Here is a 14062-nt window from a genome sequence, read left to right on the forward strand (position 1 = left end):
CTGGTGTATCTCCGTTATAATTGTTTTGGGTTAAGCCCATTCAAGTGATTAAGAAATTATTATCACCACAGAGAACACGGAGAAGTGAAGGAGAAGAGCAAACAACGTCTCAGTGTAGCGCGCTGCGCCCTCGGTGGTCAAAATTGTTCTTTTAAGTAAAAACTAAAGAAATTTTATCACCACAGAAAACATGCAGTAGTGAAGAAGTAATAATTAATTGTAAACGCCTTGCTTGCTGGCGCGTTGATATAAAATCTATACGCTTTTTCTTTTTGCGTGAGCAAGCTTCACGCCTACCAATAAAAAAGCACCGCGTTTATTGTAAACTCGGTGCTTAATATTTATTTTCTTACAGCTTACAGCTTACAGCTCTAACGTAAACGTTATACCCGCTACTCTTGGCTCACCTAATTGCACGTAGGTGTGTGTAGCATAGCTATCAAGTGGGTCGTTACCAAACTCAAAGCCGCGGGTTGGTACTTCTTCGTCAAATACGTTACGTGCCCATGCGCGCACTGCCCACATGTCGGCTTCGTAGCCTAAACTTAGGTTTACTAAATTACTGCTAGGTGCTTTTGAATTATGGCTATCTGAGAAGTAGTAATCGTCCTTACCTTCAACACCAATCATACCGTACAGCTCATTAGTAAAGTTGTAACGTGCGCTAAATGCGTATTGGTATTTAGGTGATTGCGCTTGCTCACGACCGTCTTGATTTAAGCCAGATTGCGTTACAAAGTCGTCAATTTCTGTGTTTAAGTAACCGGCGCTACCTGTTAAGAATAAATCTTCGGTAAGTTGGTAACTACCTTCAACTTCTAGCCCGTAGTTGCTACCAGAGCTTGCGTTATCAACGTAGCCTGTAAATTGCTGACCTTCTACTTGCCATGCTTTTAGCTGTATGTTGTCGCGGTACATATAAAATGCTGCTAAACGAAGGGTAAATTTATCATCAAGCGATGAACCCTTAACGCCAAACTCGCCGCTCCAAAGGTATTCAGGGTCAAAGCTTGTATGCTGCTGGAAAAAATCAGCATCTAGGTTTAAGCCTTCATCTTTAGCTTTTGCTAATGCTTCTGAATTAATACCGCCAGCTTTATAACCACGGGTAATGCTGGTGTAGATCATAGTACGGTCAATCACTTGGTATTCAAGTGCTATTTTACCGCCTACCATTACGTCGTCAGTCTCTTCAATAAAGCCGTTGCTGTCGGTGTAATCACCTTGGTATTGCTCTACACGTAAACCGGTAATGAGCGTGGTTTTAGGGCCGATAGGTGTGGCTACTTGGCCGTAAACAGCTACGTTACTGGTTTCGTAGGTTGATGCAAATGGACTTGCAAGCCAAGTGTATTCTCGCTCTAAATCTACATCGCGGTTTTGATAGTAAACACCGGCAACCCAGTTACCTGTTTTAGAATTAAATTGTAAATTAGCCGATTGATCATCGCGATCACGCGTGTATACATCGGTTGAGCTATAACCCCAAGGGTGTAGGCCAGCTGCACATAATTGTGGCTCGCTTGCATCGTTACATACCCAGTCTTCATCAAAGCTGTAAAGTAGCTCTGTATCAATAGCTGAAAGGTTTAAGCTTACATCAAAGGCATTAAAGCCTGTGTAGGTATTATTAATACCAATGGCGTAGCTTTGTTGATTATCTTGGCCTGGCTCGTCGGCTACACTATTACGGCTGTTATCAAGCGTGAACGCATCGTAGCCGTTGTTTATATCTATGTAGTGCAGGTTTAACTCTGTGTTTAAATGCTCAGTAAGTTGGCTGTTTAATTTAAAGCGGGCTACTTGCTCATCTTGTTGTTGAGTTTCTTCGTTTAAATATAGGTTATCTACGTAGCCGTCTGATTTTCTGCGAAAGTAGCTGACGCGGGCACTTGTGTCGTCGGTTAATCCAGTACTTGCTGCAAGGCCTGCTTCGCGCGAGTTATAAGTACCCATACCCACTTGTAATTTTAAGCTAGGATCGGCAGTTGCCTGAGCTGATTCCATTTGGATCATACCGGCCATGCCGTCTGCACCAAAGCGAGTGCCTTGTGGGCCGCGGTAAATTTCTACCTGGTCTATATCAAATAATAATGAGCTGCCACCTAAACCCGAGTAGTTAATGCCGTCAATAACTAAGCCAACCGATGGGTTAATTGGATCTACAAATTGTGAACGAAGTCCCACTCCACGAATTTGAATATAACGACCACGAGACGCACCAGATGTAAAGTTTACGTTGGCTGTACTACCTAGCATTTCGTCTAAGTAACTTGCACCACGTTGATTAATTTCATCTTTGCTAAATAGGCTAGCGCTAGCGCTTAATGTTTGAATGCTTTCACGTTGAAAGTCGCCTGTAACAACAATTCGTTCTAGGTCGCTGTCATCAGCGTTTGCTATAAGTGGTGTACTAATTAGCGGTAATAACGCCGCAGTAATTAAAGACAAACGTAAGTTCATTAGGTTACTTAACTCCATTTTGGGGACTCGTATGGTAGCAATTATTTTAATACTTGTGTTATAACGCAGCGATTATACGTTAAATAATCAGGATTACTAATATGACCTTTAAAGTTGATTTTAAAGTGCGCCATTACGAATGTGACCTACAAGGAATTGTAAATAACAGTGTGTACTTTAATTATTTAGAGCATGCTCGCCATGAGTTTTTATTTGCAAATGGGGTTGATTTTGCACTACTAGCAAAGCAAAAAGTTAATTTAGTGGTGATACGCAGTGAGGTTGATTATAAACATTCGCTTGTACCAGATGATGAATTTTATATAGCAGTTGAACCTGAGCGTATAAGCCGTATAAAGTTTGCGTTTAAGCAAACCTTAGTGCGTAAACACGACAACAAAGTAATGCTACAAGCCAAGGTTATAGGCACCTCGGTTAATGAAAAAGGGCGCCCTTTTTTACCTCCCGAAATAGATAATTTATTTAAAAATTACACCCAAGATTAGCGGGTATAATTTTTAGGGGCTGTGACCTTTGGGGCTAAATTTAACCTAGTTTGTTTTATAGCAGCGCCTAGGTAGTGGGATTGTTTATCGTAAATAGTGGGTAGCGTAGGTGCTGTTATCGAGCCTACTAAGTTACAAATCAAGCAAGGCGATTAAAGCCCCCTTACTGTGTACATGTTATAATCTGCAAAGTTCAACACTCTCTAAACTATCATAGAACAAAAATTTACATTTAAAACATGCATTTTTAACGGATAAACCGCATAAAAATTGTTACTATTACGGTAATTAAATATTTAGTTAGAAATAGCATGAAATTAGCAGCACTACCGATGCTTTTAATCGGTTTATGTATTGGTTGTACAGCCACAGGGACGGTGACCACTGAGCAGCTAAAGTACACACAATGGCAACTATCAAAGGTTGATGGTTTAGCTGTGCCGGCCTCTTACAGTGCATCAATGAGCTTTATTGAAGCGTTGCAAGTAAACGGGTTTGCAGGATGTAATAAGTTTTTTGGTGAAGGCGAGCTTAAAGACAGCAGTATTAGCGTTAATAAACTTGGCATGACGCGTAAGTCGTGCGGAGCAGACGTTGATGAGCTAGAGCAGCAGTTTTTACAAGCGCTACGAGAAGGTGCAACGCTTACCATGCAAGGCTCACAGTTAGTTATGCAGGGCGATCAAACTTTTTTATTTATTGCAAAGTAGTGGCATGAGTATTTAAAACTGCCTCTTGCAGGCAATTTTTAACTGGCGTACACTCAACGCTGATTTGATCAAAATAGCAAATCAACGAACATAATTTTACTTGTCGGAGTGCCTTAAATAATTAAGGCTGAGATCGCGAAAGCGGGATCCGTGAACCTGATCAGGTTAAAACCTGCGTAGGGAACAAGCTGCCTAAAATGGGACGCTTGTGCGTCTTTTTTTATGCGCACAACAAAATAACTAGCCATTTTAGGCCGCAAAGCAGCGTAATCACTGCTTTACGATCTTTCTCTATTCCTTATGGAATATCTGACAAGACAACCCTTTAGCAATGAGGTAAGTCATGTCAAACACTACAAATAAGTCTACACGTCGAGAAACACGCGCTGCTGCGTCAGATTATATTTATAATTTAACGGGTCAGCCATTTCCAAGCTCAAAAAAAGTGTATGTTGAGGGCAGCCAAAGCGGTGTACGCGTGGGTATGCGCGAAATTACATTAAGCGATACGTTTATTGGTGGCGATGAGCAAAACCCTGTGTATGAGCCAAACGATCCACTGCGTGTTTACGATACATCAGGCCCGTATACCGACCCTAACTTTGAGTTAGACGTACGTAAGGGGTTACCTAAATTTCGTGAACAGTGGATAAAAGAGCGCAACGACACTGAAGTGCTCGGCTCGGTCACTTCGCAATTTGCTCAGCAACGTATGGCCGATGACGGCCTTGATCATATTCGCTTTGATCATTTACCTAAAATTCGCCGTGGTAAAGCGGGCAAAAACGTGACGCAAATGCATTATGCTCGCCAAGGCATTATTACCCCTGAAATGGAATACGTAGCCATACGCGAAAACATGGGCCGTGCACAAATTAGAGAAGAGCTGCTAGCAGCACAGCATAAAGGCGAATCGTTTGGGGCGAGTATTCCCGATTTTATTACCCCTGAATTTGTACGCGACGAAATAGCCCGCGGTCGCGCTATTTTACCAAATAATATTAACCACCCCGAAACCGAGCCCATGATAGTTGGCCGTAACTTTTTAGTTAAAGTTAACGCTAATATTGGTAATTCATCGGTAAGCTCATCAATCGAAGAAGAAGTAGAAAAAATGGTGTGGTCTACCCGCTGGGGTGCCGATACCGTAATGGATTTATCAACTGGGCGTTACATTCACGAAACCCGTGAATGGGTAGTACGCAACTCGCCTGTGCCCATTGGCACGGTACCAATTTATCAGGCGCTAGAAAAAGTAAACGGAGTGGCCGAGGATTTAACTTGGGAGATATTTCGCGATACGTTAATTGAACAAGCCGAGCAGGGCGTTGATTACTTTACTATTCATGCCGGCGTATTACTGCGTTACGTGCCAATGACGGCAAAGCGTGTAACCGGTATTGTATCGCGCGGTGGCTCAATTATGGCTAAGTGGTGTTTAGCGCACCATAAAGAAAACTTTTTATATACGCACTTTGAAGATATTTGCGAAATTTTAAAACAATACGATGTGTGTTTTTCGCTTGGAGATGGCCTTCGTCCAGGTTCGATTGCTGATGCCAACGACGAAGCGCAATTTAGTGAGCTACGTACGTTAGGGGAGCTTACAAAAATTGCGTGGAAACACGATGTACAAGTATTTATTGAAGGCCCAGGCCATGTGCCAATGCACATGATTAAAGCCAATATGGATGAACAATTAGAACATTGTGGCGAAGCGCCTTTTTACACATTAGGCCCATTAACGACTGATATAGCACCAGGGTACGACCATATAACATCGGGTATAGGCGCTGCACAAATAGCGTGGTACGGCTGTGCCATGCTGTGTTATGTAACACCAAAAGAGCATTTAGGTTTGCCCAATAAAGAAGATGTAAAAGAGGGCTTAATTACCTACAAAATTGCAGCGCATGCGGCCGACTTGGCCAAAGGCCACCCCGGCGCGCAAGAGCGCGATAATGCATTATCTAAAGCGCGCTTTGAATTTAGATGGCACGACCAATTTAACATTGGTTTAGACCCAGAGCGTGCCCGTGAATACCACGACGAAACCTTACCGCAAGAGTCTGGCAAAGTAGCGCACTTTTGCTCTATGTGCGGCCCTAAATTTTGCTCAATGAAAATTACCCAAGAAGTACGCGATTACGCAAAAGATCTCGAATCACGCGGGATCGATCCTAACAATGTTGGTGATGCAATTGAGATCAAAATGGTTGATGTAGAAGCGCAAATGAAAGCGAAATCTGAAGAGTTTAAACAAACGGGCTCAGAAATTTACCACAAAGCAATATAAGCCAATAACAGGTTAGCGGCTTATGGCTGCTAGCCTGTTATTAAAAGGAGGTTTTATGTTTTACAACATTGCTGTTGTGGGGTTTGGTTTAGCAGGGCGCTTAGCTGCCCTTGAGCTTAGTAAGTCGCATCATGTAACCGTGTTTGAAGCCAGTGACGAACACACACAAAATAGTGCCGGTAAAGTGGCTGCGGCAATGCTTGCTCCGCTTGCTGAGTCGGTATTGTGTGAAACGGATTTAGCCATCATGGGGCTAAATTCACTCAAGCGCTGGCCAGAGATAGTGAGCGAGCTTGAAGGCGAGGTTTTTTATCAGCAAAAAGGCACGCTGGTCGTGGCGCACCAGCAAGATAAAGGTGACTTACAAAGCTTTAGTCAGCGTATTAAGCCTATAGCAGGGCACAGCGCGCAGGCGTTAAATGCTCAGCAAATAATGCAGTTAGAACCCGAATTAGCTAATCGTTTTAACCAAGGTGTGTTTTTACCCTGCGAAGGGCAAATAGATAACCAGGCCTTTTATAGAGCAAGCTTTACCATGCTTAATAAACGTAAGGTTAAGTTTGTTTTTAACCAACGCGTTAGCATTCAAAACGGCGAGGTGAATAACCGCGGGTTTGATTACATTATTGATTGTCGTGGCTTAGGCGCTAAAGGCGATAAACCCCTTAGAGGGGTTCGCGGTGAGGTGGCCAGGTTACATGCACCTGAGGTTAATTTAACGCGGCCGGTACGTTTAATGCATCCGCGCTACCCAATTTATATAGCGCCAAAACCTAATAATGAGTATGTAATTGGTGCAACTGAAATAGAGTCTGATGATAGCGGCCCTGCAACAGTACGCTCCACGCTTGAGCTACTTTCGGCGGCCTACACTGTGCACAGCGGGTTTGCCGAAGCGCGGCTGTTAAATATTCAAAGCGGGTTACGCCCCGCATTTAGCGATAACCGCCCTGCGGTTTTAAAAACAGGTAACGTAATTAGCATTAATGGCTTATATCGTCATGGCTATATGTTAGGGCCCGCCTTAGTGGCTGATGCGTTATCTCAAATAGGGTGAGTAATAAATGACTATAACAATTAATGGTGAGCTGCTAACTATTAAAAGTGCAGTGCTTGTTGATGTATTACAAAATTTTGGTGCAAAGCCGCCATTCGCGGTGGCACTAAATGGCGAATTTATTCCACAAAGTTTGCACGCCAGCACCGCAATTAACGAAGGGGATAGCATTGAATTGCTATCGCCTATTCAAGGTGGGTAGCATTATGCAAGGTAACGATTGCTTAATTATTTATGGCGAGCAACTAAATAGCCGTTTATTAATAGGCTCGGCGCTTTACCCCTCTCCAGCAGTGATGGAAGAGTCTATAAAAGCCTCTGGCGCGCAAATAGTAACGGTGTCATTAAGGCGCCAGCAAAGCGCTGCCGCAGGGGATGACTTTTGGCAGCTTATAAAAAACACAGGCCTTAAAATACTGCCTAATACCGCAGGGTGCCACAGTGTAAAAGAAGCCGTAACACTTGCTAAAATGTGCCGTGAAGTATTTGCAACCGATTGGATTAAGCTTGAACTAATAGGTGATGACTACAACTTACAGCCCGACCCATTCGCATTGTTAGAAGCCACAAAAATATTAATTAATGATGGCTTTAAAGTATTGCCTTATTGCACTGATGATTTAGTTCTATGCCAGCGTTTAAACGAGCTAGGGTGTGAGGTGCTTATGCCTTGGGGCGCGCCTATTGGCACCGGTAAGGGGCTTTTAAATAGTTATAATTTAAAAACAATTCGTGAGCGCTTACCAAACACAACATTAATTGTAGATGCAGGGCTTGGTTTGCCTTCGCATGCCTGTCAAGCGCTTGAATTAGGGTATGATGCGGTATTATTAAATTCAGCGATAGCGGGGGCTGGCTGCCCAATTACGATGAGCCGTGCATTTAAAGCCGCGGTAGAGGCAGGGCGCTTTGCGTATAATGCCAAAGCAATGCCTGAAAAAGACTTAGCAGCCCCCTCAACCCCTACAATGGGTATGCCGTTTTGGCATCAGCAGTAAGGAAATAAAGAGTATGAATAATTTAGTGTGGACAATTGCAGGCTCAGACTCAGGTGGTGGCGCAGGCATTCAAGCCGATATAAAAGCAATGCAAAGCTTTGGCGTGCATGGCTGTACTGCAATTACCGCGCTTACGGCGCAAAATAGCTTAGGTGTAGAGGCCATTAACGCGGTATCTACCGATATTATTGAATCGCAATTACTCGCACTCGAAAGCGACATGAAAGCCAAAGTAATTAAAATTGGCATGCTGGCTAATGTGCAGCAAATTCAATTGATAAGCGAGCATATAGCGCATTATAAAGCTAAATGGCCTGTACCGCCTGTAATTGTTTACGACCCCGTTGCAATTGCTTCAAGTGGTGATGTATTAACAGAGGAAGATACCGTAAGTGCCATTAAAGAATGCTTAATGCCGCTGGTGGATGTAATAACGCCTAACACGCACGAAACTCAATTATTAACAGGGGTATATTTAATTGGCCCAAGCGCCGTGAAAGACGCTGCAAAAAAGTTATTAAGCTGGGGCGCAAAAGCGGTTGTTATTAAAGGCGGGCACTGGGATTACCCAACAGGTTATTGTATTGATTACTGCACACAAAACGGCGAAGAGTATTGGCTTGGTAATAAAAAAATTCAAAGCCCTCATAGCCATGGTACAGGTTGTAGCATGGCCTCGGTTATTGCCGCGTGTTTAGCAAAAGACTACCCCCTAAAAGATGCTTTTATTTTAGCTAAAGCCTATATAAATCAGGGCTTAAAGCAGTCGGTTAGATACGGCGAAGGAATAGGCCCTGTTGCACATACTGCTTTTCCTACACAGTTAGATGACTACCCGCAAGTAATAGAGCCTGGCAGCTGGCTTGGTGATGAGATTAATTTTGATGTGCCGCTGGAATTTAATATGGCGGCTGATTTTGCACCTTGTGAGAGCAAAAAGCTGGGCTTGTATGCTGTGGTCGATAGCCTAGATTGGCTAGATAAATGTTTGCAGCAAGGTATTACTACGGCGCAGCTTCGCGTTAAAAATAAAACCAACCTTGAGCTTGAAGAGTTAATTAAGCAGGCCGTAGAGCTGGGTAAAAAGTACCACGCTCACGTATTTATAAACGACTACTGGCAGTTGGCAATAAAGCACGGTGCCTACGGCGTACACTTAGGCCAAGAAGATTTAGAAACCGCTAATTTAGCCGCGATTAAAGAAGCAGGTTTAAGGCTTGGGCTTTCTACCCATGGTTTTTACGAAATGTTACGTGCGCACAACTACCGACCAAGTTATATGGCATTTGGTGCTATTTACCCAACCACAACCAAAGATATGAGCGGCCAGATACAAGGTCTCGATAAACTTAAAAAGTGTGTGCCATTAATGCAAAGCTACCCAACTGTTGCCATTGGCGGCATAGATTTAACCCGCGCATGCGAGGTTGCAAGTACAGGAGTAGGCAGTGTTGCGGTTGTACGCGCGATTAGTGAAGCGAATGATTATATTGCTGCAATTAGTGCGCTAAAAAGTGCTATAAACCAGCCTAATGAATAAGCTTAGCGATAAAGAAACCCTGCGTTATAGTCGCCACTTATTATTAAAAGAAGTGGGGCTAGAAGGGCAGTTAGCACTTAAAGCAGCCACCGTTGCAGTAGTGGGAGTTGGCGGGCTAGGTAGCCCTGCACTTTTGTATTTAGCTGCGGCAGGTATTGGTAAACTTATTTTAATAGATGATGATGCGGTTGAGCTTTCTAACTTGCAGCGCCAAGTGCTTTATAAAATTAATCACTTAGGGCAAAACAAGGTCACCGCTGCTGGCAAAGTATTAACAAGCCTTAATAATCAAATAGAAATAGTGACGCATTGTAAAAAGCTCGATGATAACAACGCAGGGGAGCTTTTAAAAAATGCCGACATAGTACTTGATTGCTCTGATAATTTTGCCACACGTTACAGTGTTAACCGTTATTGCTTTACTCATAAGTTGCCTTTAATTGCAGGTGCCGCGATTGCAAGTAGTGGGCAACTTATGGGCTTTGATTTTAGGCAAAACAATAGCCCATGTTATGGCTGTGTTTTTGCAAAAAGTGACGCCGCTCCCGCTGTAAATTGTAGTAATGCAGGTGTAATAAGCCCACTGTTAGGAATTATAGGCTCTATGCAGGCACAGCTTACGCTTAATATGCTATTAGGGCATGTTGAAGGTAGTGTGTTTATCAGCTTTGATGCGCTGAGCTTAAAGCAACAGCAATTTAAAATGATTAAAGATATAAACTGCAAAGAGTGCGGTGAATAAAGTATGCGGTAATTCGCGGGGCTAAACTCGGGGTTAAGCCATCAGAAGCTGCGCTTCTAACGTAAGCAAGCTCTATGTCTACAGCTAAAATTAGCATCGTAGTTTAATTAATCTATAGGCGCCTTGCTTGCTGGCGCGTTGATATAAAATCTATTTGCGCTTTTTATTTTTGGCGTGAGCAAGCTTCACGCCTACCAATAAAAAAGCACCGCAATTGTCACAAATGCGGTGCTTAATAATGTATGTTTGATTACTGAGTATACAGCTTACAGCTTGGCAAACACGTCTTGTAGTGGTGGCACTACTTGCTTTTTACGGCTTAATACGCCATCTAGCCATACTTTATCTTCGCTCGGCTTTTCACCGTAAGCTTGCTCTACAAGGTTTGCATCATCTGAAGCAATCAGCATTTGTGAGCCTTCTTTCATGATGTCGGTAAGCAGTAAAAATACTGAGTGGCGGTTGCCTTCAATTTTTAGCTTAGCAATATCGGCTTCTAAGTCTGCTTTAATTTCGTCAAACACTGCAAGGTCAATAACCTCTAGCTGGCCAATGCCCACTAGGTGACCGTTCATGTTGAAGTCTTTAAAGTCACGCATTACTAAGTCACGCACAGGGGTGTCTTCAACAGCTGACTTAACACGGAACATGTCCATGCCTAGTTCTTTAAAGTCTTCGATGCCGGCAATTTCTGCTAGTGCTTCTACACATTTAATATCAGCCGTTGTACAGGTCGGCGATTTAAAAATAACGGTATCGCTTAAAATTGCACATAGCATGATGCCAGCAATATCTTTAGGGATTTCTACGTTGTAGAAGTCATACATCATTTTAATAATGGTGTTTGAACAGCCTACCGGACGGATCCAACACTCAAGCGGTGTAGATGACGTTAAATCGCCTAGTTTATGGTGATCGACTACGCCAACAACACGTGCTTGGTCGATATCATCTGGTGCTTGTGTTTTTTCTGTGTGGTCAACAATATATACATCTTCGCCAGCGTAGCTTAATTTAAGCTCAGGTGCTTCGAAGCCAAATTTATCTAGGATAAATTGAGTTTCTGGTGACACTTCACCAAGGCGTGTTGGAATTGCTGGCTCATCGATTTGGTTTTTTAAATAAGCAAGTGCAATTGCACCACAAATTGAATCTGAATCTGGGATTTTATGGCCCACTACATACATAGACATTGACGGAACTCCTTTAAATTTGCCGATATTCTACCAAAGTCTGTGGCCTTTAACATATAGACAGTGCAATTAAGTTTTAGTTACACTTTAAAATCTTGAATTTACTGGGTGTATAAATATGCGACTGGGCCGCAAAGGTTGGAACAACGTCATTATTTTTTCGATGTTGATTATGATCTTCTTTTTAAATGGCTGGCATAAACAGTTTTTAGGGGGTGAAGACGAGCCTACATTACAACCGATACTGCCATTACAAAGTTTTGTGTTAACACTGAGCTTTGTTGATCAGAAAATTGAACGTATTGGTACAAGTTGGCGTACAACCGCATTAAAAGAAAATACGCCCGTGAGGTGGGATGCATCACAGCAGCAATTAGCTGAGCTAATTAACCATTGGCAAACGGCTGCGTTGATGCAGGTAAATGAGTCTGTTGTATTTAATCCAAACTCACCATTGTATGTGGCCACCTTTGAGTTGGCTGGTGAGCGCTTACCTTGGGTTTATTTACTGTACAAAGGTAACGGTAAGTATTATTTGTTGGAAAAAAATAGCCAGCGCGTGATGGGGCTTGATTTAGCGACTGCAAAGCAGTTATTTCCAAGTGTTGATTTTTCAAAAAGTGAGTTGCATTAATGCCTGAATTACCAGAGGTAGAAGTAAGTAGACTGGGGATCACCCCGCATGTAGAAAACCAGGTAGTGACGAAGGTAAATATTTATAATGCCAGCATGCGATGGCCTGTGCCTGATGATGTTTATCAGTTAGAAGGGTTGAGGGTAGAGCGAATTGAGCGCCGTGCAAAGTATTTATTACTGCACTGCGAATTAGGGAGTGCTATTTTACATTTGGGAATGTCGGGTAATTTGCGCGTTGTGGATAAACGCGAGCCGCTTAAAAAGCATGATCATGTTGAGTTTGTTCTTAGTAATGACAAGGCGCTGCGATTAAACGACCCTCGCCGCTTTGGTTGCTGTTTATGGCAAGCACCGGGGGATGTTCATAAGTTACTTTCAAAACTTGGCCCTGAGCCGCTTACGGATGATTTTTTTGCAAAGCGTGTATACGAGCAGTCGCGAAATAAAAAAGTCCCCGTGAAGCAATTTATCATGGATAACGCGGTGGTAGTGGGCGTAGGTAATATTTATGCCAATGAGTCGTTATTTAAGGCAGGAATACACCCAAAACGCGAAGCAGGAAAAGTATCGCTAAAGCGATATCAAACCCTGATCCCTATTATTAAAGACACTCTAGCAGCGGCAATAACACAAGGCGGTACAACCCTTAAAGACTTTGCCCAAAGTGATGGCAAACCAGGTTATTTTGCACAGCAGTTGTTAGTGTACGGGCGAAAAGGAGAGGCGTGCGTAACGTGTAAAACGCCACTTGAAGAAATTAGACTAGGGCAGCGCAGTACGGTGTTTTGTAAGCACTGCCAAAAATAGCCGTGTTATAGCTCAAACGGTGCCACACCGACGGCTTTCATCTTATAGCCCACTTGGGCTATTTCACCAGACCAGGTTTCGGTAATGATAACGCCGGTAACAACAATCGCATCATACAGGCTCTCTATGGGGACGCCGCCTTTTACTGTTACATGAACGATTTGATTTGGCGGCGGGGGCGGTACGTGAATACACGCGCCAAAGTATGGCACAAGCAAAAACTCAGTAATGACTTCACTGTCGCCCTCAAGTGGGACAACAAACCCCGGTAAGCTCACTGATTGGCCATTTAATGCTTCAACCACAGGAGCATCTAGCTCTGGTTGCACCCAGTTTTGTTCACTGCCTTCGTGGTTAGCCTGTGCTTGGGTATCTATTTGTACATGCCCTTGCGGGATTAAGTCTTCCCAAAAAATTTCTTTCGGCGGGTTTGCACTACTGACAAAGCTAATAAGTAGGCAGCTTACTAGCGTGCAGTAATAAAGCGCGGATTTAAAAAGTATCATGAAATTCCTAAAGTTAAGTTTTTATACTCATACCATCGCTAAGCGAATAAAAGTAAGCGCGGGTAGCTGGTATTAAGCCAATTATAAACCCAGCGGCCATAATAACGCCTATTAAAGTGAGTTCATAGTAAGAGAGCATGGCAATATTAACGCTTATGCCTGCATGGCTTTGCAAATAACTGCTACTGATAAGCATAACGCCATAATACAAACCACAGCCAACCAAGCAGCCTAATAATGTTGTAAATAAAGACTCCATGCTTATTAGTGTAAATAGCTGCCATGGCCGTGCGCCGACTGAGCGCAATATAGCAAGTTCTCTTCGGCGTTGATTTAAATTGGCCAGTAGCGTGGTCAACATACCCAATAAACTGACTAATATAACAACGCCTGAAAACAGTAAGAGTACTTTTTCGACAATGGCGAGCATTTGCCACAGCTCTTTTAGGGTCACTGTGGGCATAATGGCCAGAAGTGGCTCTTTTTTGTATTGGTTGATATTACGCCTAATTTGCAATGTGTATAAAGGCGAGTCGAATCCCATTAAAAACGCAGTAATTTGACTTGGCTCACCGATTAGGTTGTTATGCTCATCGTGCTCATCGTGC

Annotated in this window: 14 protein-coding genes and 1 riboswitch; of the genes, 10 read left to right on the top strand and 4 right to left on the bottom strand. The window is 43.1% G+C overall.

Going from position 1 to position 14062, the window contains the following annotated elements:
* Positions 1-363: 363 nt before the first annotated feature.
* Positions 364-2481 (bottom strand): TonB-dependent receptor, encoded by a 2118-nt coding sequence (locus tag CWB60_RS05995; protein ID WP_171036121.1) that lies wholly within the window; start codon positions 2479-2481, stop codon positions 364-366.
* 83 nt (positions 2482-2564) lie between these two features.
* Between CWB60_RS05995 and CWB60_RS06000 the strand changes: the two genes are divergently transcribed.
* From CWB60_RS06000 to CWB60_RS06035, 8 genes are all read left to right on the top strand, one after another.
* A complete protein-coding gene (locus CWB60_RS06000; protein ID WP_004589047.1) occupies positions 2565-2969 on the top strand; it encodes an acyl-CoA thioesterase in 405 nt (134 codons plus the stop codon).
* Between the two features lie 311 nt (positions 2970-3280).
* Entirely contained in the window at positions 3281-3679 is a 399-nt protein-coding gene (locus CWB60_RS06005; protein WP_004589048.1) for an META domain-containing protein, read from the top strand.
* Positions 3680-3773: 94 nt separating this feature from the next.
* A riboswitch (TPP riboswitch) is annotated at positions 3774-3879 on the top strand.
* A gap of 143 nt (positions 3880-4022) precedes the next feature.
* The gene (gene thiC, locus CWB60_RS06010) at positions 4023-5975 is read left to right on the top strand and encodes a phosphomethylpyrimidine synthase ThiC (protein ID WP_138579217.1); all 1953 of its coding nucleotides are present in this window, start codon (positions 4023-4025) and stop codon (positions 5973-5975) included.
* Between the two features lie 55 nt (positions 5976-6030).
* Positions 6031-7032, top strand: coding sequence for an FAD-dependent oxidoreductase (locus CWB60_RS06015; RefSeq protein ID WP_138579219.1), 1002 nt, complete (start codon positions 6031-6033; stop codon positions 7030-7032).
* 7 nt (positions 7033-7039) lie between these two features.
* A complete protein-coding gene (gene thiS / locus CWB60_RS06020) occupies positions 7040-7234 on the top strand; it encodes a sulfur carrier protein ThiS (protein WP_126005866.1) in 195 nt (64 codons plus the stop codon).
* A 4-nt stretch (positions 7235-7238) separates the two neighbouring features.
* Positions 7239-8030, top strand: a complete 792-nt coding sequence (locus CWB60_RS06025) for a thiazole synthase (protein WP_138579221.1) — start codon at positions 7239-7241, stop codon at positions 8028-8030.
* 13 nt (positions 8031-8043) lie between these two features.
* Positions 8044-9570, top strand: coding sequence for a thiamine phosphate synthase (thiE, locus tag CWB60_RS06030; RefSeq protein ID WP_138579223.1), 1527 nt, complete (start codon positions 8044-8046; stop codon positions 9568-9570).
* A complete protein-coding gene (locus CWB60_RS06035) occupies positions 9563-10312 on the top strand; it encodes a HesA/MoeB/ThiF family protein (protein WP_138579225.1) in 750 nt (249 codons plus the stop codon). The genes thiE and CWB60_RS06035 overlap by 8 nt, the downstream gene beginning before the upstream one ends.
* Before the next feature lie 266 nt (positions 10313-10578).
* Here the strand turns inward: CWB60_RS06035 and CWB60_RS06040 are convergent, their stop codons facing one another.
* A complete protein-coding gene (locus CWB60_RS06040; RefSeq protein ID WP_004589063.1) occupies positions 10579-11505 on the bottom strand; it encodes a manganese-dependent inorganic pyrophosphatase in 927 nt (308 codons plus the stop codon).
* A gap of 118 nt (positions 11506-11623) precedes the next feature.
* Between CWB60_RS06040 and CWB60_RS06045 the strand changes: the two genes are divergently transcribed.
* Entirely contained in the window at positions 11624-12139 is a 516-nt protein-coding gene (locus CWB60_RS06045; protein ID WP_138579227.1) for a hypothetical protein, read from the top strand.
* On the top strand, positions 12139-12948 hold the full coding sequence (gene mutM, locus CWB60_RS06050) for a bifunctional DNA-formamidopyrimidine glycosylase/DNA-(apurinic or apyrimidinic site) lyase (RefSeq protein WP_054983912.1): 810 nt from the start codon (positions 12139-12141) through the stop codon (positions 12946-12948). The genes CWB60_RS06045 and mutM overlap by 1 nt, the downstream gene beginning before the upstream one ends.
* Before the next feature lie 5 nt (positions 12949-12953).
* On the opposite strand, the gene CWB60_RS06055 is transcribed toward mutM, so the two are convergent.
* Positions 12954-13454, bottom strand: coding sequence for a DUF3299 domain-containing protein (locus CWB60_RS06055; protein ID WP_138579229.1), 501 nt, complete (start codon positions 13452-13454; stop codon positions 12954-12956).
* 13 nt (positions 13455-13467) lie between these two features.
* A partial coding sequence (locus tag CWB60_RS06060) for an ABC transporter permease (RefSeq protein WP_138628005.1) occupies positions 13468-14062 on the bottom strand: 595 nt, incomplete at its 5' end.

The organism is Pseudoalteromonas sp. S327 (assembly GCF_005886415.1).
In the GTDB taxonomy this organism is placed as follows: Bacteria; Pseudomonadota; Gammaproteobacteria; order Enterobacterales; family Alteromonadaceae; genus Pseudoalteromonas; species Pseudoalteromonas atlantica.

Coding starts and splice junctions, on each gene's coding strand:
- thiC (WP_138579217.1), top strand. CDS start 4,023: ATGTCAAACACTACAAATAAGTCTACACGTCGAGAAACACGCGCTGCT.
- CWB60_RS06040 (WP_004589063.1), bottom strand. CDS start 11,505: ATGTCTATGTATGTAGTGGGCCATAAAATCCCAGATTCAGATTCAATT.
- CWB60_RS06055 (WP_138579229.1), bottom strand. CDS start 13,454: ATGATACTTTTTAAATCCGCGCTTTATTACTGCACGCTAGTAAGCTGC.
- thiE (WP_138579223.1), top strand. CDS start 8,044: ATGAATAATTTAGTGTGGACAATTGCAGGCTCAGACTCAGGTGGTGGC.
- CWB60_RS06005 (WP_004589048.1), top strand. CDS start 3,281: ATGAAATTAGCAGCACTACCGATGCTTTTAATCGGTTTATGTATTGGT.
- CWB60_RS06045 (WP_138579227.1), top strand. CDS start 11,624: ATGCGACTGGGCCGCAAAGGTTGGAACAACGTCATTATTTTTTCGATG.
- CWB60_RS05995 (WP_171036121.1), bottom strand. CDS start 2,481: ATGGAGTTAAGTAACCTAATGAACTTACGTTTGTCTTTAATTACTGCG.
- thiS (WP_126005866.1), top strand. CDS start 7,040: ATGACTATAACAATTAATGGTGAGCTGCTAACTATTAAAAGTGCAGTG.
- CWB60_RS06025 (WP_138579221.1), top strand. CDS start 7,239: ATGCAAGGTAACGATTGCTTAATTATTTATGGCGAGCAACTAAATAGC.
- CWB60_RS06015 (WP_138579219.1), top strand. CDS start 6,031: ATGTTTTACAACATTGCTGTTGTGGGGTTTGGTTTAGCAGGGCGCTTA.
- CWB60_RS06000 (WP_004589047.1), top strand. CDS start 2,565: ATGACCTTTAAAGTTGATTTTAAAGTGCGCCATTACGAATGTGACCTA.
- CWB60_RS06035 (WP_138579225.1), top strand. CDS start 9,563: ATGAATAAGCTTAGCGATAAAGAAACCCTGCGTTATAGTCGCCACTTA.
- mutM (WP_054983912.1), top strand. CDS start 12,139: ATGCCTGAATTACCAGAGGTAGAAGTAAGTAGACTGGGGATCACCCCG.